Here is a 26526-nt window from a genome sequence, read left to right on the forward strand (position 1 = left end):
CTCACCAGTAGCCGGTGAGACCACTCAACAGCAGATTTGCCGTCTTCGGAAGAGAATGTCCCGGAGGCGCACCGACCTTCCTCAGGAGAGCGCCTACGTCGGATCGTCGTCCATCTCGATGTCGGGAAACGATGCAAATGCGGTCCGGAAGTCCTCGTCGCTCAACTCCGCGAGCTGCTCGTCGAGGTCGGCTCGGATCTTCTCCATTCGATCTTTCAGTTCCTGGTACTCCGCTTCCTCCTCGACAGTGACGTCGGGAGCGGATTCGAGGGCGGCCTTCTTCGAGGCCAGTTGGAAGAACTCCTGTGTTCGACTGTCGTAGTCGGAGCGTCGGAGCAGCACCTCCACGAGACTCTGGAGGTCCTCCCGGGTGACGGGCTTCACCAGGTAGTCGTCGAACGGCATCTCGACGATGTCGACGTCGGGCTCGACTGCCGTGATCATCGCGACACGGCAGTCGATCCCTCGGGATCTGATCTCTCCCAGCACCTCGTCGCCGGTCATCTGCGGCATCCGCCGGTCGAGGAGAACTACGTCAGTGTCTTCGTCGATGATCGACAGGGCGGACTCGCCGTCGGTCGCCGTCTCGACGTCGTACTCGTCCGAGAGATAGATAGCATAGAGTTCCGCCAGATCGGTCTCGTCTTCGACCACGACAATCCGGGGTGTGGAACTGTCCATAGCTCGTTATCGACCTCGACGGAGGCCGCCATCTAAATTCTTGTCCCCGAGTCCTACACTGCGGGGGGGTTCTCATACCGGCGGCTGTCACTGTTTCAAGATATTCGCGACTCCGGGGTCGTGGAAATCTTCACGGACCGGCAGCCGACAGTATCACCACTATAGTAGCGTTCGCAAGTCTTCGCTCACGTGATCGCACGCGGTCTTGCGATCGGATGAGCCACCAGTTGCGAACGCTACTAGAGGATGCGACGGATCGTTGTTTCCGTCGGCGGCTGAGACACGATGCGACGCCGACGTGGAACGGCCGTGGTGGTTTTTACGCCGCCTTGCAAACCCTCGGTAATGACAGTCTGGCTCCTCGGGGATCAACTCTATCCGGAGGCTGCTCCGCTACAGTCCGCAGAGCGCGTCCTGCTGATCGAAGCGCACGCGTTCGCCGAGCGGCATCGGTACCACCCGCAGAAGCTCACGCTGGTGTTCAGCGCGATGCGTCACTTCCGTGACGCCCTTCGTGACCGTGGCTACGACGTCACATATCTGCAGGCGGAGACGTTCGGAGACGCGCTCGATCGCTACTTCGCGGCGAATCCCAACGACGAACTCGTGGGGATGCGATCGCCCAGCCACGGGTCGGACGAACGTCGGCAGCAGCTAGTGGCCGACCGCGACGGCACGCTGACGCTGGTCGAAAACGACCTGTTTCTGACGACCCGCGAGACGTTCGAGGCGTGGGCCGATGACGGCCGATCCGATGGCGAATCCGCAAGCGACGGTGACGACGATCCGGTGAACGTCGGCCCTTACCGACAGGAAAACTGGTACCGCCACGTCCGCCGGAAGACGGGTATTCTGATGGACGACGGCGACCCTGTCGGCGGCGCGTGGAACTACGACGAGGAAAACAGGGAGACGCCGCCGCCGGAGTGGACGCCGCCGGAGGTGCCGCAGTTCGAGCCAGACCGGATCACCCGCGGGGTCCAATCGTTCGTAGCCGAGCGCTACGACGACCTCTGGGGTGAGCCGGACGGCTTCCGGTGGCCGGTGACCCGGGCCGCGGCAAAGCGCGCGCTCGACGCGTTCGTGTCGGCGCGGTTGCCAGAGTTCGGCACATATCAGGACGCGATGGTCGACGACGAGTGGGCGCTGTGTCACTCGCTGCTCTCGGCGTCGCTCAATCTCGGGTTGCTGCACCCGCGGGAGGCGATCGACGCGGCCGTTACGGCGTACGAAGCCGGGGACGCACCGCTCAACAGCGTCGAAGGCTTCGTCAGGCAGGTGCTCGGGTGGCGGGAGTTTATGCGCCACGTCTACCGTCGGGCGATGCCGGAACTGGCGTCGGCGAATCGGCTCGGTGCGACGGCGTCGCTCCCGCCGGTGTACTGGGACGGCGAGACGGAGATGCGCTGTCTCTCGGCGGCCGTCGACCACGTTCACACGCGAGGGTACGCACACCACATCGAGCGGCTGATGGTCCTCTCGAACTTCGCCCTGCTGTACGGCGTCGACCCTGCGGAACTCAACGAGTGGTTCCATCTGGGATTCGTCGACGCCTATCACTGGGTGACGACGCCGAACGTCGTCGGGATGGGGTCGTTCGGCACCGACGTCCTCTCCTCGAAGCCGTACGCGTCGTCTGCGAACTACATCGACCGGATGAGCGACCACTGTGGACACTGTCCGTACGCGAAATCGAAGACCACCGGGGAGAACGCCTGCCCGTTCAACGCCCTCTACTGGGACTTCCTGAAACGCAACGAGGAGACGCTTCGCGGGACCGGCCGGATGGGGCTGATGTACTCACACGTCGACCGGAAAGACGACGACGAGTGGGCGGCGATCCGGGAGCGTGTGGCCGAGATCAGAGAGCAGGCCGAAGCCGGCGAGTTGTGAGGAACGCTCGGAGGGCTGATACTGTCGGACGTACGTTCGTGGAACATTTCGGCACCTCGTAGTGCCGAGAATTTCCAGATAGGTACGTCCGACAGTATGAGCAAGGAGAAGAACGTGGGACGAACGGCTGTACCGGTTGCCCTACGAACGCCTGCGATACTCAGCGCTCGTCACGTGAGAAATAGAGGTTCGTGGTGAGACTCGACGGAACCGCCGACCGCAGTGCCGCTATCGTGGTGCGTCCTTACAGGCGCTGGAGATTCGTCGCGCGCGGGCCCTTGTCGGCCTGCTCGATGTCGAACTCCACTTCCTGTCCTTCTTCGAGGTCGGGACCCCCGACGTCCTCCATGTGGAAGAAGACGTCCTCGTCAGAATCCTCAGTCTCGATGAAGCCGTAACCGCCTGTGTCGTTAAAGAACGCAACCGTGCCTGTCGCCATTGCAGTTTGTATCACGAGAAGGCGATATTTAAGATTTGTGCCGTGGACCGGGAGAGCGGGCCGTTCGGGGGGCTTCCGGGATTCGCCGGACGGTCTCACAACGCGAATCCGAGGTACGTCGCGGCGCCGGTCGCGAAGATTCCGACGGCGAACAGTCCGTAGTTCGCGAGTGTGTTGTTCGCTCGCCAGAGGGAGAGCGTGTACGTTCGGCTCGACAAGGGCCACAGGAAGTTGACGCCCGCCGGCGTGAGCGCGTCGCCGAGGAGGTGCGCGACGACCGAGATCGACCCGACGGCGAATCCGAGCACCGCCAGCGAGAGTCCCCCGGCGATGCCGACCGCGAACGATTCCGATCCCATACCTGCTGATTTCAGTGCGATCCCCAGTCCGGCGAAGACCGCGCCGACGAGGGCCGCAAAGAGAAGCGAGTGCGTGGGTCCCCGGTGTGGGATACCCGGAACTCGGTGGTCGAGGTCAGGGAGCATCGAGAGCCACACCATCACCCCACCGACGACGAGCGCCAGGCCGATCTGCTCGACGGCGACGAGGACGAAGGCGATGGGGGAGAAGACGAGCAGCGAAACGCCGAAGTGGCCCTTGCGGTACATACACCTACCTCGGACTGGGGCGGGGAAAAGCGTCCTGCCTGAAATATATACGGGCCCCTCGTGTTCGACGTGACGTGGACGAAGAGAGGAACTCGACGGCTGCGGCAAGTCCAAACGAGCGTACCCAAGCGGAAGGCGTATCCGACGTACGCGCCGTCTTCTCTGACGGTGGCGCCACCGAATCGACCGACGAAAGCGGCGTCGATGCTACGGCTGACGGAAGCGGCGTCGATGCTACGGCTGACGGAAGCGGTGCTATCGTAGCGGCCGACAGGAGCGGCGTCGGCGTCACTGCCGACGAAACGGGATCGGACGCGTGGCTGTACGGCTGGGCGCTCGGATACGCTGCGGTGGGGGCTGCCTCGCTGCTCGTCCCGCTCTACGCGATCGATCTGGGAGCCGGCGCATTGATCGTGAGTCTGGTGGCCGCGACGGCAGCGTTTGCGGGCATTCCGGGCGCGATCCTCTGGGGCCGGCTCGTGACGCGGACGGATCGTCGACGACCGTTCATCCTGGTTGCGCTCGGATTGACGGGGATCGTCTTCCTCCTTCTGCCGTTTCTTGCATCACCGTGGACTGTCCTGATCGCTAACGCCGCACTCTGGTTTGTCGTCGCCGCCGCCGCGCCCGTACTCAACGTCGTCGTCGTCGAGGGATACCGGCCGGCCGACTGGAACCGCCGGTTCGGACTGCTGAACCACTATCAGGGCTACGGGTGGTTGATCGGCCTCGTGGCTGGCGGCATCTGGTCGTCGCTCGCCGGCACCCGAGTCGGACTGGCGCCCCTGGCTGCGAAACGGGTCTTCTTCATCGGGAGTGCGCTCGTGACCTTGGGTGGGTTTCTACTGGTATTGAACCGTTATCCGGAGCCGCCGACGATCTCGAACCAACGATTCCGGCGGCTCTCCCGGCGCATCAGGTCACCACAGGGGACCGGAATACGGGCGATCCAGGCGATCCCGTTCGGTCCCACCCGGATGTACTGGTCGCTCCGCGACCTCGGACTCGGCCGCGGAATCCGATCACGGCTGAGCGATCGGTTCTCCGGACCCCTCGTCCGGTATCTCCTCGCGGCGGTCGTGTTCTTCGCCGGCTTCTCGGCCTTCTTCGCCCCCCTCCCGGCGTACCTCGTCGACGCGGGCTATGCGACCGACGAGGTGTTCGCGCTGTTCATCCTCACCTCTGCGGCTGCAGCCGTCTCGTACGCGGCTGTCGGGACACTCGCTGCCGCCGCCGACCCGTTCAGGCTGCAGGTCGGCGCGTTGCTCTTCCGCGCCGGTGCGTTCCCGGTCGTCGCGGTGGTCGGAGCGGCCGTTGCCCCACCTCTCGGTCTCGTCCTCGTGGCAGCGTTCTTCATAGCGATCGGTGCCTCGTGGGCGGTAATCGCGGTCACTGCAGTGGGGTTGGTCACGCGCTTGGCGCCCGCGCCCGTCCGCGCTGAGGCACTCGGCGCCTACACCGCTATCGGAAGCCTCGGTGCCGGACTCGGGAGCGTCCTCGGCGGTGCCCTCGCGGACACAGTCGGTTATCTGCCCGCCTTTCTCGTGGCGGGAATCTGTGTCGTGGCCGGAACAGTCATCGCATTGGACGGGTTGCGCGGGACCACGGAATCGTCGCCCACGACGGCGCGATCCCTCCGCGAGTAACGGGCTACGCTTCTGTGGCCTTCGTCGGCGTGATCCAGACGACGAGGTCGTCCTCCCGCCGGACGATTCCCTCGATGAAGTCGCCGCGCTCCATCGGCGGTTCCTCGACGTCGTCCATCGAGACGCGAATGACCTGGAACACTTCGTCGACCATCCAACCGACGGCTGCCTCGTCTTCGAATTTGCTCGCATCGAAGATCACGATCCGCCCCGCCTCGGTGTCGTCACCCTCGACGTTCAGGAGCGTTTTCGGGTTGACGATGGAGGTGGTTCGCCCGCGGAGGTCCATCACGCCCTCCACGAACTCGGGGGCGTTGGGCACCTTCGTGACGGAGCCTCGGTCGACGATTTCGGAGACGTAGTCGATGTCGACGCAGTAGCGCTCGCCACCCAGCTCGAACTCGAGGACCTGCATCTGTTCGGCCGCGGGTTCTGAGTCGTCGTCTGCGGCGGCGCGGGTGACGCCCGCCGCTGCGGTTTGTTCCTGTGACATAGGGGGTTCTCCGGCGACGCCTCCGCCGCCGGTCGTTGTTTCCGAAGGAGCACACGGCATCAATAAATGTACGGCCGCCGTTATCAGGCCTGATTTTCACCGGCGAGCGCTTAAGTTCCCCAGTTGGAAAGTGCAAATCGAGATGAGCGGGCACGAGCACGACGCGGGTCGACCGACGGAACCTGCGGTACGACGGGAGCCGCCGACGGTCCGGGCCGCGCATCCGACGCACGCGGTCCGGTTTAGGATCGGCGCCGTGACGGAGGCGTCGATGCGATGAGCACGGCTTCGGAATCCGGGGGGCGCGGATCCGCGACCCGGGCGGTCATCGTCGACGATTCGCGGTTTATGCGGACGCTGATTCGACGGCTGCTCGAGGAGGGCGGCATCGAGGTCGTCGGCGAGGCCGACGACGGGTCGGAAGCCGTGGATGCGGTCGTCGAACACGACCCCGACGTGGTGACGATGGACATCGAGATGCCGACGATGAACGGCATCGAGGCCGTCGAAGCCATTATGGACGAGCACCCGACGCCCGTGTTGATGCTGTCCGCACACGCAGAGGAGGACGCGGACGTCACCTTCGAGGCGTTGGACCGCGGCGCGGTCGACTTCGTCACCAAGCCGGGCGGCGAGGTGACGTCGTCGATGCCGTCCGTCAAGCGGGAGCTGGTCGAGAAAGTCGAGTCCGCGGCCAGAGTCGACCTCTCGGCGGACACGCGGATGTCGTCGGCGAGCGCGTCCGCCGGGTCGTCGGCGTCGACGGCGTCGGCGTCCTCGGCCGGACGTGCCGGGACGGCGACCGCGGGCGGTGCAAAGAGTGAGGCGACGGCGTCGTCCGCGCCGACGACGGGCGGGACGGACTCGACGGCCGCGGCGCCCGCAGGCCGGACCTACCCCGACGCCGGGACGCTGGTGATCGGCGCCTCGACCGGCGGCCCGAACGTGGTCGAACGCGTGCTTTCGGGGCTCCCGCGCGCTGCGAACCTCCGTGTCCTCGTCGTACAGCATATGCCCGAGGGGTTCACGAGTCGGTTTTCGGCCCGGCTGGACGACAAATCGGAGTACGAAGTCCGGGAGGCCGACGAGAGCGAGCGGATCGGCCCCGGCGAGGCACGGGTCGCTCCCGGCGGCCATCATCTGGTCGTCAGCGGTGATCGGAACGGGCGACTCCGCCTGGAACTGACCGAGACGGAGCCGATCCACGGCGTCCGACCGGCGGTCGATGTTGCGATGGCGTCCGCGGCAGAGAACGCCGCACACCCGCTGTGTGCCGTCCTGCTCACCGGGATGGGCCGGGATGGGGTCGACGGGATGGGCCGCACCGCCGACGCCGGGGGGCACACGATCGCCCAGGACGAAGCGACCTCTGCCATCTTCGGGATGCCGAAGCGGGCGATCGAAACGGGACGCGTCGATACGGTCGCACCGGCCGAGGAGATCGCCGAGAGCGCACTGCAGTACTTCGCGGAGGACTGACAGATGGACGAGGAACTCTACCAGGAATTCATCACGGAGTCGGAAGAGAGCATCACGCAGTTGAACAACTCCCTGCTGGATCTGGAGGCGAACCCGGACGACGAGGAGGCGATCGACGACATCTTCAGGCAGGCACACACCCTCAAGGGCAACTTCGGGGCGATGGGGTTCGACAACGCCTCGACGGTCGCCCACGCGGTGGAGGATCTGCTCGACGCCGTCCGACAGGGGGAGATCGAAGTTACCCACGAGCGGATGGATCTGGTCTTCGACGGGATGGACGAGATCCTCGACATCCTCCACGAGATCGAGGAAGAAGGGGAGTCCACTCGCGATCCGAGCGCTCTCGTCGACGAGATCCGCGCAGCGGCCGAACCGGAGTCAGGTAGCGACGAGTCCGACGCGGCCGGTACCGACGGAGCGGACGCAGCGAGCGACGGTGCGGAAGACGCCGACGATACGACGGACGCAGAAGAGACGCCGGAATCCAGCGAGGAGCTCGAACGCGCCGCGGAGGTGCTCGATCCCGAGGATCCCGCGCTCGCCGACGCCGAGTCGCTCTTTCACGCGGAAGTCGCGCTCGATGCGGGCGAGATGAAAGGCGTCGACGGCGGCCTGTTCGTCGACGGTCTCCCCGAAGACCTGGCTGTGGTCGGCGCCAAGCCGAGCCTCGACCGGATCGAGGAGGGCGACTTCGGCGAGACCTTTGTCGTCTTCGTCGCCGACGAGGCGGAGGACGAACTCGATGCGATCCTCCGCGATCTCTGGAAGGTCGAGTCGGTCTCGCTCACCGACGTGAGTGCGTTCCTCGACGGCGACGTCCCGGAGTCGGCGGCCGACGAAGGATCGGCAGCCGACAGCGATTCGGCCGACGAAGGATTAGCGAACGGCGGCAGTTCGAGCGACGAAGGATCGGCTAACGACGGCAGTTCGGCCGGCAACGCGGCTCCCACTGACGCCCGCGACGAAACCGCCGATACAGCACCGGCCGGCAACTCTGTGCCCGAAAGCGACGTCGACCCGAACTCTGCCGCCGCGGCGGTCGACGCCGTCGTCGACGCCTACTCCTCCGAGAGGACGGACGAGACGGGCGGGGAGGCGAGCGGCGGCGGAGCGGCACCCGGGGGCGATGGGGCGGACGCAGGAAGCAGTGTTGACGACACCGCGGCGGCGGACTCCACGGGCGACGAGAGCGCAACCACGGATGGCTCAGATCCGGACGAATCGGCGTCTGGAACTGCCAGCGGATCCAGAAACGGGGCAGCGAGCTCCGAAGCATCCGGGACGGAAGCGTCCGAAGACGAGGCTGATGCAGCTGACGCCGATAGCTCGGACACGGACGACAGCGGCGGATCGGGCGGCCCGAAATCAAACGACGAGGACGACGACCCGGACGGGGGCGAGTCGACGCCGTCGATCTCGGAGGTGAAGTCGGTCCGCGTCGACGTCGACCAGCTCGACGAGCTCCACAGCCTGGTCGAACAGCTGGTCACGAGCCGGATCAAGCTCCGGCAGGCCGTCGAGGAGGGGACCTCCGCGGGCGGCCGCGACACGCTCGACGAACTGGACAAGATCTCCTCGAACCTTCAGGACACCGTGATGGACATGCGGCTCATCCCGCTGAAGAAGGTGTTCGACAAGTTCCCGCGGCTCGTTCGCGATCTCGCCCGCGAGGAGGAAAAGCGGGTGAACTTCTCCGTGGAGGGCGAGAACATCGAACTCGACCGGACGATCCTCGATGAGATCTCCGATCCGCTGATGCACGTGCTCCGGAACGCGGTCGATCACGGGATCGAGGCGCCGGAGGAGCGCGAGGCGATCGGCAAACCCGCGATGGGGTCGGTCGAACTCCGCGCCGAGCGCGAACACGACACCGTCGTCATCACCGTCGAGGACGACGGCGGCGGGATCGACGCCGACGCCCTCCGCGAGACGGTCGCAGAAGAGGGAATCCGGACCCGCGAGGAACTCGCGGAACTGCCAGACGAGGAGATTTACGACTTCATCTTCCATCCCGGTCTGTCGACGAACGAGGAGATTACCGACGTCAGCGGCCGCGGGGTCGGGATGGACGTCGTCAAGACCACCGTCGAATCCCTGGACGGGTCGGTCGACGTCGACAGCACCCTCGGCGAGGGGACGACGGTCTCGATCCGGCTGCCGGTGTCGGTCGCGATCATCAAGGTGCTCTTCGTCGAGGTCGGCGACCGGGAGTTCGGCGTCCCGATCAAGTACATCGACGAGATCTCCCGGGAGACGCGCATCCAGCGCGTCGACGGCGCGGAGGTGATCGTCCACGAGGAGCGCATCTTCCCGCTGATCAGACTCCGGGAGGCGCTGGATCTGGAGACCGATCCGATCGACGACGGGATGGTCGTGCGGATCCGGCCCGCCGACCGGCAGGTCGCGCTCCAGTGTGAGGGCGTCTCCCGGCAGGAGGAGGTCGTGGTCACCCCGCTGCAGGGGCCGCTCCGCGGAACCGAGGGACTCTCCGGGACGGCCGTCGTCGGCGACGGCAACGTCGTCCCAATCCTGGATGTGAACTCCCTGCGCATCCCAGACGAGGGCAAACAGGCTCGCAGACAGTGGGTGCCCCTGGAGGAAGATGAGGGCGCCGAGGCCGAAGGGGTGGCTGACTGATGGCGCTGGAAGCCGAGGGCGACGACGACTTCGATGAACTGCTCTCGTACGTCGAGTCGTCGCTGTCGTTTGCGACCAGCGTCTACAACCGCTCGTACCTCGACCGCCGCATCTCCGCGCGGATGCGCCGCCGTCACGTCGACGAGTACGACGAGTACCTCGACCTGCTGACGGACGATAGGGACGAGCAGGAGGCGCTTTTGAACGCGCTTTCCGTCAACGTGACCAGCTTCTTCCGGAACCCCGACGTCTGGGAAGGAATCCGGGACATCCTGGCCGAACTGAACGACGAGCGGCGGATCAACGTCTGGAGCGCGGCCAGTTCGGACGGCCGCGAGGCGTACTCCGTCGCGATGCTCGCTCTCGACGACGACCGTGTGGACGCGAGGAAAGTGAACATCCTCGGAACCGACATCAAACCGGAGATTCTCCGTGCAGCCCGTCGGGGTGAGTACGAGGCGTCGGAAACGAACGACCTCAAGTCGCAACTCGAACCGCTGAGCGACTACGAACGGTACGTCGAGCAGGACGGCGACACCTACCGCGTCACCGACGAGGTGCGCGATCTGGTGTCGTTCGAGCGTCACGATCTCGTGCAGGAGGATCCACCGCGGACGTTCGATCTCGTCATCTGTCGGAACCTCTTCATCTACATCAATCGGGAGGCGAAACAGGCTATCTTTGAGACGCTCGGCTCCGCCGTCAAGCCCCGCGGGTACCTGACGATCGGGATGACCGAGACGATCCCGGCCTCCTGTCGGGATCAGTTCGACCCGGTCGAGAAACGACTCCGAATCTACCGCGATACCGGGGAGGGCGAGCCGGGTGACTCTCGGGGGTGAGCTGAGGTGAAATCCGGCGAGACGAAGATTGCGGACACGCGCGGCCGGTTCCTGCAGGCGATCCGGGACGGTCGAGAGCGGAACGACGCGGCCTGGACAAACGGGCGCATACTGCTTTCGAACCGTCGGATCGTCCTGGCCGGTACCGGCGGCAAACGCACCTTCCCGCTGTCGGCGATCGACCGCGTCGGCGGTCGGTTCGACGTCAACCAGCGCGTCGCGACCGTCTCCGATTACCTGGCGTTGCAGTTCGACAACGGGGAGAACGTCATTCTCGTCGCGCCGGCCGACTACGAGGAGTTCGAGATGGAGTTCTACGACGCGCTGCTGTCGTCGACGAAGTTCCTGATCCGGCACCCCGCCGTCGAGGGCGGCGTCGTCCAGAACACCGAGTGGGAGGGTGCGCGGATGAAAGTCGAAGAAGAGTCGGTCAGCATCGCGACGGTCAACGGCACGTTCGTCGAGGTCAAACTCGACGACATCGGCGACATCGAGATGGGCCGGCGGACCGTCCGCGAAGAGCAGCGTGAGGTCATCGAGGTCGAACACTCCGACGACGAGGGAACGAGCGTCCAGACGTACATCTCCGGACCCAAGGACGCGGTCGACAACCTGAAATCGTTGCTGCAGATCGGCGACGAGCAGACCGAGACCTCGCTGGACCTCTCTCAGCAGGACAAACAGGTGCTGATGGCGCTGTACTCCGGCGTCTCGCCGTTCGACATCCCCGCGTTCCTCGGCATCGACGTCGACGAGGTCGAGGAACTGTTCGTCAGACTCATCGACCACGACGTCCTCGACGAGGTGCGCGTCCGTCACGAGGTCGAGTTGAACGCCCGCGGGCGGTCGATTGCGGCCGACGCGATCGACGAGCAGGGCGCCGAGATGTGAGCGTCGGCTGCGAGTGGGGATCGCTATCGCTCCGCTCGGGCGAGTCGGAAGCCCTGCCGGCTCACTTTCGCTGCCAGGGTCGCTGTCGGCTCACTCCTCGCCGACGAGATCGATACCGTTGCGTTCGGCGGCGCCTGCGAGCAACTCGCGGGCCCTGTCGTCGCCGACATCGGTGATGAGACAGTCCAAGAACGCCGAGAGGAGGTCGGGACGGATTCGGAGGTCGATGTACTCGACGCTGCCCTCCGCAACGACGAAATCCACGTCCCACTCGCTCTTCTCGGGGTCCGTCATCCGGACGTCGACCCACTCGCTCGTCTCCGCCTCCGTGTCAGTAAATGGTTCACTCATCCCTAAGTGTAACGTGGGGCGGTGATATAAATCAGGGTCATACCCCGGTTCATCCGTCCGACCACGCGGCGTCCGAAAGCGTCCGCTGGACTGCCTCCTCGCCCACAGCGGCCGCGAGTGCCTCGAACCCCTGTCGTTCCACAGGATCGCGGGCGTTCGCGACGAGTCGGGAGACGATGAACTCCGGCGTCGATTTGCCGATCGTCCCGAAGCGGGGCTGGTAGTCGACTCTGAGTTCCAGGTCCTCGGTCAGGCCCTCAGCGAAGATCCCGTCGATGCGAGCCTCCGGCGGGAGCGGGCTCAGATCGTCGGCCAGATGGGTGACGTAGACCCCGAGCGCGCCGCGGTCGACGGTCAGATCGACCAGGCCGTTCAGGAGGTCCGCCGCGCGGCCGGGTTCGGTGATCGCCTCGAACTCGTCGACGAGCATCAGCGTCCGGTCGCCGGTCGACAGCGGGGGCACGATCGACTTCAGCGTGGATTCCAGGACCCCCGCGTTGAAACTCGCGTGCCGGCGGTGGAACACGACGGTGTCGAACCCACCGACTTCGGCGCGTTCTGCGGGGACAGGCAACCCCATCGCTGCCAGCAGGACGACCTGTGCGAGCGTCTCCAAGAGCGTCGTCTTCCCGCCGGAGTTGGCGCCTGTGAGGACGGCGACCCGGTCGTCCGAGGGCGGCGATTCGCCGGCGAGGTTCAGTTCGTGAGCCCCGACCGCGTAGTTCACGGGCTGGACGTCCCCGGAGAGCGTGAGGTTGCGGGCGCCGGCGACGGCGAGTCCGTCGTCGACGAGTCGCGGGCGGGTTAACTCGTGGGCGGCGGCGAATCGACCCAGCGAAATTTCGAACGCGATGTCGGAGACGGCCGCGACGGCGACGTCGACGTCCCGGCGGGCTTCCTCGACCGACTCGCGCAGGTCCGCGGCGACGGTCGCCTCGCGCTCGTCGACCTCCTCGTCGAGTTCCGCCAGAAGGTTCCGGAGCGACGTCGCCGCGAAGTCCGCCTCGTCGCGGGCGTCCTCGGCGACGGCGGCCTCGACGCGGCCGCGGGGCACGTCCGTTTCGGCGGCGACGTATTCGACGAATGCCGCGCGGAACTCCTCGAAGGACCGCACCCCGCGCTCGCGGACGGATTCGAGGACGTCCAGCGCACTCGACTGGAGGGCAGCGACCTCGTCGCGGCGGTCACGGAGCCGGTCGAGTTCGTCGTCGACCCCTGTGGCGACCGATCCGTCCTCGGAGACGGTCCCCAGCGCGTCGGCCGCCGCCGAGAGCGCGTCGTCGTCGAGGACTTCGAGCGATTCGAAGGTTTCGCCGCGGAGCCCCGCTTCGCGGAGTTCCAACGCTGTCTCCACGGCCGCGCGGTCGGAGCCGTCGGCCTCGTCGTAGGAGGCGAACGCCGAGCGAACGGCGTCGCGCTCCTCGTCGTCGAGTCCGAGCCACGCGTCGCGGGCCGCAAGCACTCGGTCGAGCCGTTCCTCACGGTCTTCGACGTCGGGCAGTGGGGTCAGGACGCGGATTCGGTCTGCGGCGTGCGCCGTCAACGCGTGTTGGCTCGCCAGTTCGAGCAGTTCGTCGTACACCTCGCGGGTGTCTCGCGTCCCGAGGGTTTCGATTCCCGTAGCGCCGTTCGCCCGGCGGAGGATCCGGACCGCCCGGCCCCGCGGGAGACCAGCCTCTGCAAGCGCCCGGATGTCGGCGCTTTCGATGGCCTCGACAGCGCGCTCGATGCCCATCGACTCCCGGAGCTGTTCGCTCGTCTTCGGGCCCACCCCCCAGTAGTCCTCCAGTCGCATACACCCGACGTCCCGCGGCACCACCTTGTAGGTTGGCGGTTCACACGACGGTTCGCGGGGCCGCTCTTCGGGTCACGGGGGACGGGAGCGGTCTACAGGGACGAGACGCGCCGCGCCCGGGCATCTCGCACTTTTGCACCCTCCCTGATCGCATCCTCACAGTTCGGGCACACCCGCGCGTCCTTGACGCCCTCGGGCGCGAACACTCGCACGTAATCGCGTGAAACGAACGAGCCACAGTTCTGGCATTCAGGCATCGGAGGCCACCTCGACGACGGTTCGATCTATCATATCCATCTATCTCTACCGAGTGTGTACTCCTAACACAGGACCCTAAGATAGTAGGGTTCGGCTGATATCCTCTGACAAGCTTCAGCAGTCATCGGATCGGCGGGTCATACCAGTCGGCAGCGACTCGGCAGGAGAGGGTCTTTCTGATAGGTTTCGGCGCCCGGTCGGTCGGACGGCGAAGGGGGCAGGTATTAGTTCGTCGCCCCGTTTTCTCCGCGTATCAGGATGTCAACGGATCGGAGGTCAGAGAAGTCTGAACACGGGAGCGATCCGGAGGCCGACGATCCAGTCGTCCTCATCGTCGACGACGACAGGGATCTGACGGACACCTGTGCGTACTGGCTGCGCGAGGAGTACGACGTCCGTGTCGCCTACGGGGGCGAGGAAGCGCTGGAAAAGATGGACGACGCCGTCGACGTCGTGCTTTTGGACAGGCGGATGCCGGACCTGTCCGGCGACGAGGTACTCGAAGCGATCGACGACCGCGGCTACGACTGCCGCGTGGCGATGATGACGGCGGTCGATCCCGACACCGACATCGTCGAGATGCCGTTCGACGAGTACCTCGTCAAGCCCGTCGGCCAGGACGGACTCCAGGAGACGGTCGAAGAACTGCTCGTCCGCTCGGAGTTCGACGAGGAGGTGCGGGAGTATTTCGCCCTCGAATCGACCGAAGAGGCGCTCGACACGCGGAAGGCAGGCGACCTCGGTGATCCGGCAGCGCTGGAAGCTCTGACCGAGCGGATCCGGGACCTCAAGCAGAAACGAGCCTCGGAGATCGAACGTCGCCAGCAACAACTGACACGGGTGCGCCGGATCAACGAACTGCTTCGGGACGTCGATGGGGCACTCGTCGACGCGACGACGCGTGAGGATATCGAGACGGCGGTCTGTTCGGCCTTCGAGTCCTCGCCGTACCTCGGCGCGTGGATCGCCAGATACGAGGCGACACTGGGGACAGTCGAGCCGAGGGCGACGACCGATGCCGTGGATATCGATGCGATCCGCGACAGAGGCGCCGACGTGGATCGGCAACCCGTCGCGCTCGACGTCGTTAGTGATGCCGTCGACGACGGCGCAGTTGTCACAACGACAGTCACCGACGGAGCGGTTCCGGTGATCGACACGGGCGGCGACACCGCAGAGGGCGGATACGACGTCGTCGCGGTCCCGATCCGATACCGCGAGTCGACCTACGGGGCGCTCGTCGTCTACGTGAGCGGTACCCTCACAGACGAAGAACGGTCGGTGCTGGGTGAGATCGGCGGAACGATCGGGAACGGTATCGACGCTGCGACGTCCAAGGAGTTACTCTACAGCGACAGCGCGGTCGAACTCGAATTCGACCACACCGACACCCGGGACGTCGTCGTCGATCTCTCTCTGGAGTTCGACACGACCGTCCGACTCGAGAACGTCGCCCCTGCGGGTGACGGCGCCGTGTCGTGTTATCTCACGATCGAGGATGTGGAGGCCGAGCAGGTGCTGTCCGCCGTCGACTCTCTGGAAGCGCTGGTCGAGGCTCGAATCGTCTCCGAGGAGAGCGACGAAGTGCTGTTCGAGCTACGGCTGACGGACGCCTCGGTGCTGGTCACGTTGACCGAACTCGGCGCGACCGTCGAGTCGTTTACGGCGACCGGCGGCGAGGGCACGCTCGTCCTCCGGACGCCGGCGGGCTCGGATCTGCGCGCACTCACCGACGCCATTCAGTCGTCGTATCCGGACGTCTCGGTCGTGGCGAAACGAGAGGTCGAAGACGACGTCCAGTCACCGACCTCCTTCCGCCGACAGCTCGAAGCGAAGCTCACTGACCGGCAGCGTGATGTGATGGAGACGGCGATGGTCTCGGGGTACTTCGAGTGGCCCCGGGAGAGTACCGCCGAGGAGGTCGCCGAGTCCCTGGGGATTTCCGCCCCGACGTTCCACGAACATCTCCGCTCGGGGGAGCGGAAGCTCGTGGAATCGTTCTTCGCGGAGGCGGAGGGATCACGCGCGAAGCGGGACGTCGAGAACGCCGCCGGGGACGACTGATACTCTCGTCTCTAACTGTTGCGGGATATTCGCGACTCCGAGATATCGAATTTCTTTACAGACCGGCAGCCGAGAGTACGAAAAACCGACGAGCGAGCCCGGCGGTCATCGAGGAGGGCGGATCTCGCAGGGGGAGGGGAGAATCCCCCGGGGCGACGCCTACGCGTTGTTCATCCGCTGGGCGTACTGGTCGCCGCAGACACGACACTTCGTCACTCGGTAGGGCTCCCGGGAGAACGCCCGGTTCGTCTTCTTTTTGCTCTCCGTCTTGAGTTCGATCGAAACCGCGTGCGGCGTCGTCGTGCCACATTCATCGCAGTGCTCCCGCAGTTCGGCCTGGGTCGATTGTGTTTTCGACATTGTGTTTCAGTACCTGATACGAGGGGCACTATCCCATTCACTCGCGACCCTACAAGATTAGGTGCGAGAGTCAGATCGACCCCTGTCGGTAGACGAGGTTCCGCTGGATCTCGTTTGCCCCCTCGTAGATAACCGGGATTCGGACGTCGCGGTACACGCGGGAGATCGGGTACTCCTCGAGGATCGAACGGCCGCCGTGGAGTTGCATTCCGCGTTCCGCACAGTCGACGGCGACCTCCGTCGACTTGGTCTTCGTCGCGGCCGCCCAGAATCCGGCGTTTTCGTTCGTGGCGACCTTCTCGGCGGCCCGCCAGTTGAGCGCCCGCGCGGCCTCGAATTCCATCCGCATATCCGCGATGGTGTGCTGCGTCGACTGGAACTCGGCGACTTCGCGGCCGAACGCCTCCCGGTCGTGGACGAACTTCCAGGTCTCCTCGATCGCCCGAGCGGCGAGGCCGATGCCGTGGCCGCCGACGACCACCCGGCCGTGGTTGAAGAAGTCCGCCAGCGCGTAGAATCCTCCGCCCTCGGCGCCGACGAGGTTCTCCTCGGGGATCTCACAGTCGTCGAAGACGATGTGGCCCTGTTTGGAGGCGCGCATCCCGATCTTCTCGGGGATGTGTTCGGCCTCGTAGCCGGGTGTGTCGGTCTCGACGATGAAAAGCGAGTAGTTGCCGTACCGGTCGTCGCCCTCGCCGGTCTTCGCGTAGACGGTAAGCCAGTCGGCCTCGACCGCGTTGCCGATCCAGTACTTTTCGCCGTTGAGAACCCACCCGTCGTCGGTTCGCTCGGCGGTCGTCGTCATCCCGGCCATATCCGATCCCGTGTGCGGCTCCGAGACAGCGAGTCCCGAGATCTGGTCGTTCGCCGCCACCGGCCGGAGATACTTCTCTTTCTGCGCGTCGCTGCCGTACGTTTCGACGATCTCACAGCCGAAGGAGGCCAGCATCAGCGTCAGCGCGATCCCGGCGTCGGCCGCGTAGAACTCCTCGTTTATCGCGAGGATCTGTTCGAGGTCGAGCCCCCGGCCCCCGTACTCCTCGCCGATGTCCTGGGCGACCAGCCCCGCGTCCATCCCCGCTTCGAGGATCTCCCAGGGGTACTCGGCGGACTCGAAGTACTCCTCGGCGTTCGGTCGGATATGTTCGTCGGCGAACTCCCGGGCTTCCTGTTTGACACCGCGGGCGTGTTCTGGGACGATCGACTCGTCGAGCAAGTCCATAAGTCGCTCTGTCGTGCCACCAGCAAATAACTCTCGGAACGGTGAAAAACTTCAAACGTGCTACGAGTTTATGTGCTGTCCGAGCGATCAGGGGCCGAAGACTCCGAACTACTGTTGGAAAGAGTCTTGCGCACCGCCTGGCGGTCTGCCGTTCCGGAGACGGTCCGCGGGAGTTCGTCGGTGAACGCGATCGTTTTCGGGAGCTTGAACCCAGCCAGTAGCTCACGCGAGTAGTCGAGGAGTTCGCTGCGATCGATGGGGGCCTCCGCGGGGGAACCGCTATCAGAGTTACCCGACCCGACCCTGTTGTCCGGAACGACGAGTGCAGCGACCCGTTCGCCCCACTCCGCGTCGGGAACCCCGACGACAACCGCATCGCGTACCGCAGGATGTGAAACGAGGACGTTCGAAACCTCGCCGGGGTCGACGATCTCGCCGCCCGTGATGATCCGGTCGTCGACGCGATTCAGAACGTTCAGCGTCCCGGATTCTTCGACGACGGCCACATCACCCGTGTGGAGACCGAACTCGCCGAACGAGTCGGAAGCGGCCGGTTCGTTCCCGTAATACCCCGGAGTCACGGTCGGGCCGTCGACCACGAGTTCCCCCGACTCGCCGCGCGGCAGCGGCGTCCCGCTTCCATCGACGATGGTCACCTCGGTGAACAAAAGCGGTCGGCCGACGGTTTCGGGGTCCGCAAACGCCTCTTTCGGGGTCGCGGTCGCGGCCTGTGACGCCGTTTCCGTCATCCCGTACGTGGGATGAACCGGGACCCCGTAGTCCCGACACCGCTCGATAAGTTCGGTGGGGACCGGGGCCCCCCCGAGCAACACGATCCGCAGCGAGTCCGTGAGCGTTCCGCGTTTATCGAGCATCCGCCTGAGCATCGTCGGGACGAGCGAAACGGCAGTCGCGTCGTAGCGGTCCAGATCGTCGGCTGCCGAACCGGCCTCGAACGACTGCCGGAGGACGACAGTCATCCCGTACAGCGGCATCCGGAGCAGCGGCGTGAGCCCTCCGACGTGGTGTAACGGCAGCGTCGCCAGCCAGCGATCGGCCGGGTCGAGCCCGAGCCGGAACGCGGAAGTGACAGCGCTGGCGAGGACATTCTTGACTGTCAGCCGAACCGGCTTCGGATCGCCGGTCGTGCCCGACGTGTAGACGATCAACTGGGTATCCGAAAGCGACAGGTCCGCGGCCGTCACCTGCTCGGGGGTCGCAGCCGAGAGCGGTTCCGTGCGGTCGCCCTGCGGGTCGTCGACAGAGACGACGGCCGGTGGGTCAGCCGCCTCCCCGTCGCGGTCGGCTCCCCCGTCGGTGCTGGGCGCTTTCGTGTCCGACCCGACTCCGATATCGGCTCCCGTGCCGTCCGCGACGCGGGCCACGGCGTCGACGACGCTGCCTTCGGTCGATGCGTCACAGAGAACTATCGTCACGTCGGCGGTCGCTATCTTTCCGGCGAGTTCCCGAGCGGTGAGCCCGGCGCCCATCGGCACGATCGTCACGCCGAGTCGCATCGCGGCGTGGAGCAGACACACGTACTCCAGGCTCGGTTGCAACACGGTCCCGAGGTGGTCTCCTCGCTCGACGCCGAGGCTCGCGAGCCGACCGGCGACGTCGTCGACGAGCGCGTCGAGATCCGAAAACCGATATATGTCACCGGTTTCGGCCTCGATGAGCGCCTCGTCGTCGGGATCGATCCGGGCCCGGTGGGAGAGCCAATCACGCATCGTTCGTGTGGGCGGGCCCGACCGCCTAAATCCCTCCGTTCGTCGGACGCGCTACGCTCACTCGCCCGCGACGAACTCGACGAGAACGCCGCCGGTCGACGAGGGGTGCAGGAACGCCACCTCGTGACCCCAGGCACCCTGACGAGGCTCTTCGTCCACCAGATCGACGCCTACCTCGCGTGCCCGGTCGAGCGCCGCGTCGATGTCGTCGGTTCGGAGTGCGACGTGGTGGATTCCCGGGCCGTGACTGTCGAGAAACCCCCGGATCGGCCCTTCGTCGTGCGGTTCGAGCAGTTCGAAGTAGCCACCGTCGAGTTCGAGGAACCGGACGTCCATTCCGTCGAACTGTTCCTCGTGAGCGATCGGGGCCCCGAAGATCATCTCGAATCGCCCCGCGAGGCCGTCGGCGTCGGTCGTCGCCACCCCGAGGTGGTCGAAAGCCATCGGCATACGATCACTCTTGGGGGAGGACGACATAACGGTTATCGAGAATCGGAAGATTGCGAGATTATCAATACGAGCGGCCGGACGGAGTCTCACATCGGGTTGTTATACACGAGAATCGCCTGGAAAAACGAGAGAGGTCCCTTCGGTCGAATTAGAACTATCGTCTTCGGGTACTCCCTTCCCACCCCTCGAGATGGTTCGTATCGGCAGTCACAGTGTTCACGATTGCTCCGAGCATCAGTACAATCGCGCCCAGATAGAAGCTCGTGAGGATGATGATAATCCCGCTGAGCACACCGTAGAGTGCATACTGAGAGGCATTATTGGCGTAAAACCGGATCGCTGTCAGCAAGACAGTCCACCCGATCGCGGCTGTCATCGCACCTGGCAGCGCCGCCGTCAGTGACCGCACCACTCGCGATGGACCATAATAGAGTGGCAGGAACGCGATCGTCAGCATACCAAATTGGACCAGCGGTTCGCCATAGGAGAGAACCCGACCGATCGGGAGGAGCGTAAATGCCACGGTTGTGATGATGACCGCGACAATCACTAGGCCGAAGGAGCCCAGTACACTACTGGCATCACGAAGCTGCGTGCGAAACGATTCTCGGGGAGTGTGTTCGACCCGGTTGACCACCTCCTGAAAGCCAATCACGATGTTTGCTCCGCTCCAAGCGAGCACGCTGACTGCGAGCAACGCTGCCCCAGTTTGCCCTGACGCAGTGACCAGCGCTTCGGAGAGTAGCTGCTGGGCATCAGGGGTGAGAAAATCGGGCGTAGTCCTTTGGATCTGTGTGACGAGCTGGTCACTGAGCACCGCTACCACCAGTATCAGAAGCGGAACTTGCGAGACGAAGGCATAATACGCGAGGGCAGCCGCCGGATATTTGATGCTGTGCTTCCCGGCCATCTGACCGACAGTCAAAATGAACTCGAAGGCGTGGCCCAAGCGTCTCATAGCCCAGTTACGGAGATGTAGACAGATAGTGGTTGTCTCGCTCACACACTCCTCACGGAGCGAAACCCAGGGTTGCGAGGGAGTTGCCGAGTTTTGCAATCCAAGGTGCAGGAGTGAAACAGAAACCGAGAGAAGAAAGTCTATGACGCTCCCGCCTGCGAACACCGCTAAATGCTCGGTCGGTACTCGCCGAATTCATCACGGAGCACATCGGAGATTTCGCCGACGGTCGCGTAGGCCTTCACCGCGTCGATGATCGGCGGGACGAGGTTGTCGTCGCCGGCGGCGGCCTCCCGAAGCGCCGACAGTGTGGCCTCGACGGCCTCCTCGTCGCGTTCGGCTTTCACTGCCGTCAATCGCTCCTGCTGTCGTCTCTCGTCTTCCTTCTCGACTTCCTCGATGTCGACGTGCGGCTCCTCGTCGACCTCGTATTCGTTGACGCCGACGACGATCCGGTCGCCCGATTCGATCTCCCGTTGCCGCTCGAAGGCGACGTCCTGGATCTGCCGTTTCACCCAGCCGGATTCGACGGCCGAGAGCATCCCGCCGCGCTCGTCGACTTCCTCGAGGATCTCCGTGGCCTCCGCCTCGATATCGTCGGTGAGCGATTCGACGTAGTAACTCCCCGCCAGCGGATCGATCGTGTCCGCGACGCCGGACTCGTGGGCGAGGATCTGCTGGGTTCGGAGCGCCGTCCTGACGGACTGCTCGGTCGGCAGCGAGAGCGCCTCGTCTTTCCCGTTGGTGTGGAGGCTCTGGGCCCCACCGAGGACGGCCGCAAGCGCCTGGTAGGCCACCCTGACCACGTTGTTCTCGACCTGCTGGGCGGTGAGCGTCGACCCGCCGGTCTGGGCGTGGAACTTCAGCTGTTTTGACTTCGGGTCCTCGGCGCCGAACCGTTCTTCGAGGATTTTCGCCCACATCCGGCGGGCGGCGCGGAACTTCGCGACTTCCTCGAAGATGTTGTTGTGTGCGTTGAAGAAAAAGGAGAGTTGCGGAGCGAACTCGTCGACGTCGAGTCCGGCGTCGAGAGCCGCCTCGACGTACTCGATGCCGTCGCCGAGCGTGAACGCCACTTCCTGGGCGGCCGTCGACCCGGCCTCGCGGATGTGGTAGCCCGAGATGGAGATCGTGTTGAAATTCGGCGTCTCCTCGGCGCAGAACTCGAAGATGTCGGTCACGAGCCGCATCGACGGCCCCGGCGGGTAAATGTAGAGATTGCGGGCGATGTACTCTTTGAGCACGTCGTTTTGGATCGTCCCGCGGAGTTCCTCACGAGGAACGCCCTGCTGGTCGCCGATCGCGACGTACATCGCAAAGAGCACCGCCGCGGGCGCGTTGATCGTCATCGACGTCGACACGTCGTCCAGGGGAATGCCGTCGAAGACGACCTCCATATCCCGGAGGCTGTCGATCGCGACCCCGGCTTTCCCCACCTCGCCGGCGGCCATCGCGGCGTCGGAATCGTAGCCCTTCTGCGTCGGGAGGTCGAACGCCATCGACAGGCCAGAGGAACCCTGTTCGATCAAATAGCGGAAGCGTTCGTTCGTCTCCGCGGCGGTTCCCATCCCGGCGTACTGCCGCATCGTCCAGAGCCGCCCGCGGTGCATCGTCGGGTAGACGCCGCGGGTGTAGGGGTCCTCTCCCGGAAAGCCCAGGTCCTCGTCGTAGTCGAGGTCTGAGACGTCCTCGGGGGTGTAGAGCCGCTTGACCTCCTGCCCGCCGGTATCCGTTGTGAACGTCTCCCGGCGCTCCCCGAACCGGTCGAGCGTGGGCGCGAGCGTCTCTTCTTCCCACTCGCGTTTGGCCGCCCGGATCTCGGCGAGCTCGTCGGGGTCGAACATACCCGATGGTGGCGGCCCGGTGCTCTTGAAACTGTCCGCTCCCGCTGAGAGGGAGTCAGCAGGCCTTTGGCCTCGCCGTGTTGAGCCCCCCCGATGACCGATTCGCTGTTTACGCCGCTGTCGCTCCACGGGACGGAGCTCCCGAACCGCGTAATGGTGTCTCCGATGTGTCAGTACTCGGCGCCTGACGGATACGCGACCGACTGGCATCAGGTGCATCTGGGGAGCCGCGCCGTCGGCGGTGCCGGCACCGTGATGACCGAAGCGACCGCCGTCTCCCCCGCCGGACGGATCTCGCGGCGTGACCTCGGAATCTGGTCCGACGACCACGCCGAGGCGCTGCGAGACCCTGTCTCGTTCATCCGCGAGCAGGGGAGCGTCCCGGGTATCCAACTCGCCCACGCCGGGCGGAAGGCCAGCACCCGCCCGCCCTGGGACGGCGGCGGCCCGGTCCCGGTGGAAACGGGCGGCTGGGAGACGCTGGCACCGACGGCGACGCCGTATCCACATCCGGACGGCGATCCCGTTCCGACGAGGCGGATGACGTCGGAGGACATCGAGCGCGTCGTCGACCAGTTCCGCTTGGCCGCAGAGCGCGCACGCGACGTCGGCTTCGGGATCGCCGAGGTCCACGCCGCGCACGGCTACCTGCTCCACGAGTTCCTCTCGCCGGTCACGAACGACCGCGACGACGAGTACGGCGGCTCCTTCGAGAACCGCGCCCGACTCGCCTGCGAGGTCACAGAGGCGGTCCGGGACGTGTGGCCCGACGACCAGCCGGTGTTCGTCCGGATCTCGGCGACCGATTGGCTGCCGGACCGCCAGTCGTGGGACCTCGACGACTCCGCGGGACTCGCTCCGCTGCTCGCCGACGCGGGCGCCGACTTGATCGATGTCAGCTCCGGGGGTATCCATCCGGACCAGCAGGTCCCCGAGAGCGGGCCGGGCTATCAGGTGCCGTACGCCGAACGCGTGAACGCGGCAACCGAGGCCGCCGTCGGGGCTGTCGGTGGGATCACGACGCCCCAGCAGGCCGATCAGTTGATCCGGAACGATCGCGCAGATCTCGCGATCGTCGGCCGTGAACACCTCCGAAACCCCTATTTCACCCTTGAGGCCGCCCACGAACTCGGCGTCGACGTCGAGTGGCCGAAACAGTACGAACGCGGTCGGTTCGACTGATCGTGGTCGGTTCGACTGATCCCAATCGGCGCCGAAACTCACCCCCGGCGCATACCCTTTTGTCCGCTCGTTCCCTACGACTGGTATGTCCTCCCGCGACGACGCCGACCGCGACGAAGCGGATCTGCGCGTGCTTCTCGACGATCTCGAAACCACCCTCTCGGCGCTTCAGAATGAACTGAGCGCCGAGTCCGGGCGTCCGCCCGCCGACGATCAGGCGGGAGACGGAAGCCGGGATCGGCGGGGATCGACCAGGATCGATCCGGACTCGCCCCGCGGTCGATCGGGACGAGGCCCGCCGCGTCCACCGTCGCTGCGCGAACTGTTCCGCTTCACCGAGCAGTACACGCTGCCGACCGTGATTTCGCTACTGGAGACGACGATCCAGTCGCTTGAACTCCTCCGAGGGGTACTTCGCGTCGCGGACCCGGAGCGGTCTGCGTTCGATCCCCGCGACTCGGGGGGCGGCCGGACGCGAGCGACTGACCTCGGCGACGAAGTTACCAGGGCCGGCCGCGACGCGGTCTCGGGGATGGGACGCGGCGCGGTCTCAGGCCTGGAACGGACCCTCTCGGAACTCCAGCGGGCGCTCTCGGAGTCTGACCTCCCCGAAGAGGAGACATCTCGCGAGCTACTCCAGGACGCCCAGCGGCTCTCCGGGGAAGTCGCGGAACGACTCGCGGCGGCGCAAACTGAGGCCGAATCCGAACGGTACGGATATCGCGGCGAAAGCGACGATTCACAGGCTGCGCCCGACACCGGCTCCGACGCGGTCACGATCGACGTCACCAACGATCTGGCTACTGATCGAGACGAGAGTGAGTCCGAGAGTAGTACGGACGGTGAAATGCAGAAACAACCGTCGACCGAGGAGGTCGAGATCGACGTCGAGGCGGAACTGGCCTCGATCAAAGACGAAGTCGAACCACGCGGTGAGAGAGATGAATCTGCAACCGACAGCGGTTCTGCCGACGGGGTCGACAGGAAAGCGGGCGAGGAGGGCGACGTCGAGAGGGCTAGCGAAGAGGGCGACGTCGAGAGGGCTAGCGAAGAGACCGACAGCGACTCCCCGGAGGGGAATTCATCCGACTCCGGCGACAACTCTGGCAACGAACCGGACGAGGACGAATCCTGAGGCTCAAACTCGCTGAAGCCGCTTCAATGATAGCACCATTCCACGTTTTCAGGGCTCACTGATCCGGAACACCTGCCCGTCGTCGCCCTCACCGCCGGGGTCGTCGGTAGTGAGCACGTACAGGTCGCCCGCCTGCCCGCGACCGAAGCCGAGCACGTAGCGTCCGAGATCCGTCTCCCCGGCGACCGGCAGCGTCTCGATCTCCCACGGGGGTGTCGCACCCGGATCCACCGCGAACAGTCGCCCCTTGGCGACGTAGTCGGCGAAAACGTAGGCCCCCTGGAGATCGGGCACTGCGTCGCTCTCGGCGACGTACCCGCCGATGATCGAGACGCCCCCGAGGTCGCCGTCGTGGGCGTACTCCGCGACCGGATCGACGAACTGCTCGCCCGTCGGTGTCGTGGCCGGACAGGTATCTTCCCGGAAACAGTGGGCTCCCTCGCGGACGTTCCAGCCGTAGTTGCCGCCGCGTTCGACGATATTCAGTTCCTCCCAGGCGTCCTGTCCGACGTCGGCAGCGTAGAGGTCGCTGCCGGCAAATGAGAGTCGCCAGGGGTTCCGAAAGCCCCACGCGTACTGCTCTGAGAGCCCCTCGCGGCCGACGAGGGGGTTCGAGGCCGGGATGCCGTAGGGTTTGTCGTTGCCGGAGCCATCCACACCGCCGCGTTCGTCGACGTCGATCCGCAGGATGCTCCCCAGCAGATTCTCCGTGAGGTCCTGCCCGTTACCGCCAGCGACGGCGTCGTACCAGTCCTCGACGTGCCCCGTGCCGACGTCGTTCGCGCCGCCGCCGTCGCCGAACGCGACGTAGAGGTACCCGTCGGGACCGAAGGCGAGCGCCCCGGCGTTGTGATTCGACTGCGGCTGTGGTACCGCAAGCAGCGTCCGCTCGGTGAAATCGTCCGCGGCGTCCGCTTCGGGATCGACGGTGACCTCCGCGAGGACCGCCGTGTGGCTGTAGTTGTCGGGCGTCCCTCCACCGGGCGACGTGCTGTATCGGACGTACAGGCGGCCGGTATCCGCGAACTCCGGATGCGCTGCGACGCCGAGCAGGCCCCGCTCGCCCCCGAGAACCACGCGGTCCGAGAGGTCCAGAAGCGCCGTGTCGCTCCGGCCGGCGTCGGTCAACTCGGAGACCACTCCGACGCGGTCGACGACGAACTGCCGGTCGGTTCCCGCCGGAGCAACGAAATCAAGCGGCGCCGAAAAGCCCGATGCAACCCGTTCGACTCCGACGCGAGCGCTCTCCAAGTCCGGACGAGGGCCGTCGGCGTCGGCGGGCGTCGGAATCCGCGTCGACGGAGTGCTCCCGCCCGTCGACGCCGAATCAGTCCCGTATCCAGTCGATCCATCCGTGTCGCTATCGTCGGGACCGTCGGTTGCGGCACATCCCGCGATCGATGCGAGGCCGACAGCGAGGCCGGACTGGAGGAACCGACGCCGACGGAGGAAAGCCGCAGATGACGACTCGTTCATACCGACGTCACGGCTCGAACGCACAAGGATGATTCGCCGGTGGTGGGCGTCGACAACGTCTGGCGAGATCCGAACGGCTTACCATCCGA

Annotated in this window: 24 protein-coding genes; 10 read left to right on the top strand and 14 right to left on the bottom strand. The window is 65.4% G+C overall.

Annotation, left to right across the window (positions count from 1 at the left end):
- Positions 1–93: 93 nt before the first annotated feature.
- Positions 94–681 carry a response regulator transcription factor gene (locus RJT37_RS12620; protein WP_313684954.1) on the bottom strand — a complete coding sequence of 196 codons (588 nt, stop codon included), beginning with the start codon at positions 679–681 and terminating at the stop codon, positions 94–96.
- 345 nt (positions 682–1026) lie between these two features.
- On the opposite strand from RJT37_RS12620, the gene RJT37_RS12625 reads away from it, so the two are divergent.
- Entirely contained in the window at positions 1027–2574 is a 1548-nt protein-coding gene (locus RJT37_RS12625; RefSeq protein ID WP_313684956.1) for a cryptochrome/photolyase family protein, read from the top strand.
- 244 nt (positions 2575–2818) lie between these two features.
- Here RJT37_RS12625 and RJT37_RS12630 read toward each other — a convergent pair whose 3' ends face one another.
- Positions 2819–3013, bottom strand: a complete 195-nt coding sequence (locus RJT37_RS12630; RefSeq protein WP_313684958.1) for a cold-shock protein — start codon at positions 3011–3013, stop codon at positions 2819–2821.
- Positions 3014–3108: 95 nt separating this feature from the next.
- Positions 3109–3621 carry a metal-dependent hydrolase gene (locus tag RJT37_RS12635; RefSeq protein ID WP_313684960.1) on the bottom strand — a complete coding sequence of 171 codons (513 nt, stop codon included), beginning with the start codon at positions 3619–3621 and terminating at the stop codon, positions 3109–3111.
- A gap of 74 nt (positions 3622–3695) precedes the next feature.
- On the opposite strand from RJT37_RS12635, the gene RJT37_RS12640 reads away from it, so the two are divergent.
- On the top strand, positions 3696–5267 hold the full coding sequence (locus RJT37_RS12640) for an MFS transporter (protein ID WP_313684961.1): 1572 nt from the start codon (positions 3696–3698) through the stop codon (positions 5265–5267).
- A gap of 4 nt (positions 5268–5271) precedes the next feature.
- Here RJT37_RS12640 and RJT37_RS12645 read toward each other — a convergent pair whose 3' ends face one another.
- The gene (locus RJT37_RS12645; protein ID WP_313684962.1) at positions 5272–5760 is read right to left on the bottom strand and encodes a chemotaxis protein CheW; all 489 of its coding nucleotides are present in this window, start codon (positions 5758–5760) and stop codon (positions 5272–5274) included.
- 142 nt (positions 5761–5902) lie between these two features.
- On the opposite strand from RJT37_RS12645, the gene RJT37_RS12650 reads away from it, so the two are divergent.
- Genes RJT37_RS12650 through RJT37_RS12670 form a run of 5 tightly spaced genes read left to right on the top strand, consistent with a single transcriptional unit; the run spans position 5903 to position 11612 of the window.
- On the top strand, positions 5903–6040 hold the full coding sequence (locus tag RJT37_RS12650) for a hypothetical protein (RefSeq protein WP_313684963.1): 138 nt from the start codon (positions 5903–5905) through the stop codon (positions 6038–6040).
- On the top strand, positions 6037–7239 hold the full coding sequence (gene cheB, locus RJT37_RS12655; RefSeq protein ID WP_313684965.1) for a chemotaxis-specific protein-glutamate methyltransferase CheB: 1203 nt from the start codon (positions 6037–6039) through the stop codon (positions 7237–7239). Before RJT37_RS12650 ends, cheB begins: the two co-directional genes overlap by 4 nt.
- A 3-nt stretch (positions 7240–7242) precedes the next feature.
- Positions 7243–9879 (top strand): chemotaxis protein CheA, encoded by a 2637-nt coding sequence (locus tag RJT37_RS12660; RefSeq protein ID WP_313684966.1) that lies wholly within the window; start codon positions 7243–7245, stop codon positions 9877–9879.
- Positions 9879–10721, top strand: a complete 843-nt coding sequence (locus RJT37_RS12665; RefSeq protein WP_313684968.1) for a CheR family methyltransferase — start codon at positions 9879–9881, stop codon at positions 10719–10721. Before RJT37_RS12660 ends, RJT37_RS12665 begins: the two co-directional genes overlap by 1 nt.
- A gap of 6 nt (positions 10722–10727) precedes the next feature.
- Positions 10728–11612 (top strand): CheF family chemotaxis protein, encoded by an 885-nt coding sequence (locus RJT37_RS12670; protein ID WP_313684969.1) that lies wholly within the window; start codon positions 10728–10730, stop codon positions 11610–11612.
- 90 nt (positions 11613–11702) lie between these two features.
- On the opposite strand, the gene RJT37_RS12675 is transcribed toward RJT37_RS12670, so the two are convergent.
- The 3 genes from RJT37_RS12675 to RJT37_RS20685 all read right to left on the bottom strand — a co-directional run bounded on the left by RJT37_RS12675 (position 11703) and on the right by RJT37_RS20685 (position 14015).
- Complete coding sequence (locus RJT37_RS12675) at positions 11703–11963, bottom strand: hypothetical protein (protein ID WP_313684970.1); 261 nt, start codon at positions 11961–11963, stop codon at positions 11703–11705.
- Positions 11964–12012: 49 nt separating this feature from the next.
- Positions 12013–13758, bottom strand: coding sequence for a MutS-related protein (locus tag RJT37_RS12680; RefSeq protein WP_313684972.1), 1746 nt, complete (start codon positions 13756–13758; stop codon positions 12013–12015).
- 92 nt (positions 13759–13850) lie between these two features.
- Positions 13851–14015, bottom strand: a complete 165-nt coding sequence (locus tag RJT37_RS20685) for a DUF7563 family protein (protein WP_425604731.1) — start codon at positions 14013–14015, stop codon at positions 13851–13853.
- Positions 14016–14274: 259 nt separating this feature from the next.
- On the opposite strand from RJT37_RS20685, the gene RJT37_RS12685 reads away from it, so the two are divergent.
- On the top strand, positions 14275–16080 hold the full coding sequence (locus tag RJT37_RS12685; RefSeq protein WP_313684974.1) for a bacterio-opsin activator domain-containing protein: 1806 nt from the start codon (positions 14275–14277) through the stop codon (positions 16078–16080).
- 159 nt (positions 16081–16239) lie between these two features.
- On the opposite strand, the gene RJT37_RS12690 is transcribed toward RJT37_RS12685, so the two are convergent.
- From RJT37_RS12690 to RJT37_RS12715, 6 genes are all read right to left on the bottom strand, one after another.
- Positions 16240–16440, bottom strand: a complete 201-nt coding sequence (locus RJT37_RS12690; protein WP_313684976.1) for a DUF7835 family putative zinc beta-ribbon protein — start codon at positions 16438–16440, stop codon at positions 16240–16242.
- Positions 16441–16510: 70 nt separating this feature from the next.
- Complete coding sequence (locus tag RJT37_RS12695; RefSeq protein WP_313684978.1) at positions 16511–17662, bottom strand: acyl-CoA dehydrogenase family protein; 1152 nt, start codon at positions 17660–17662, stop codon at positions 16511–16513.
- Positions 17663–17730: 68 nt separating this feature from the next.
- Positions 17731–19392, bottom strand: coding sequence for a class I adenylate-forming enzyme family protein (locus tag RJT37_RS12700; RefSeq protein WP_313684980.1), 1662 nt, complete (start codon positions 19390–19392; stop codon positions 17731–17733).
- Between the two features lie 57 nt (positions 19393–19449).
- Positions 19450–19836: a methylmalonyl-CoA epimerase gene (gene mce / locus RJT37_RS12705; protein ID WP_313689961.1), complete on the bottom strand. Its 387-nt coding sequence runs from the start codon at positions 19834–19836 to the stop codon at positions 19450–19452.
- A 160-nt stretch (positions 19837–19996) separates the two neighbouring features.
- Positions 19997–20800 carry a YihY/virulence factor BrkB family protein gene (locus tag RJT37_RS12710; RefSeq protein WP_313684982.1) on the bottom strand — a complete coding sequence of 268 codons (804 nt, stop codon included), beginning with the start codon at positions 20798–20800 and terminating at the stop codon, positions 19997–19999.
- A 167-nt stretch (positions 20801–20967) separates the two neighbouring features.
- Positions 20968–22644: an acyl-CoA mutase large subunit family protein gene (locus tag RJT37_RS12715; RefSeq protein WP_313684984.1), complete on the bottom strand. Its 1677-nt coding sequence runs from the start codon at positions 22642–22644 to the stop codon at positions 20968–20970.
- A 93-nt stretch (positions 22645–22737) separates the two neighbouring features.
- Here RJT37_RS12715 and RJT37_RS12720 point away from each other — a divergent pair, with 93 nt between their 5' ends.
- Both RJT37_RS12720 and RJT37_RS12725 read left to right on the top strand, forming a co-directional pair.
- Positions 22738–23826: an NADH:flavin oxidoreductase/NADH oxidase gene (locus RJT37_RS12720; protein WP_313684986.1), complete on the top strand. Its 1089-nt coding sequence runs from the start codon at positions 22738–22740 to the stop codon at positions 23824–23826.
- Positions 23827–23911: 85 nt separating this feature from the next.
- Complete coding sequence (locus tag RJT37_RS12725; RefSeq protein WP_313684988.1) at positions 23912–24961, top strand: DUF7547 family protein; 1050 nt, start codon at positions 23912–23914, stop codon at positions 24959–24961.
- Positions 24962–25009: 48 nt separating this feature from the next.
- Here the strand turns inward: RJT37_RS12725 and RJT37_RS12730 are convergent, their stop codons facing one another.
- A complete protein-coding gene (locus RJT37_RS12730; RefSeq protein ID WP_313684990.1) occupies positions 25010–26437 on the bottom strand; it encodes a PQQ-dependent sugar dehydrogenase in 1428 nt (475 codons plus the stop codon).
- Positions 26438–26526 lie beyond the last annotated feature (89 nt).

Origin of the sequence: Halobellus marinus (assembly GCF_032113415.1) — an archaeon.
GTDB classification, from domain to species: Archaea; Halobacteriota; Halobacteria; order Halobacteriales; family Haloferacaceae; genus Haloquadratum; species Haloquadratum marinus.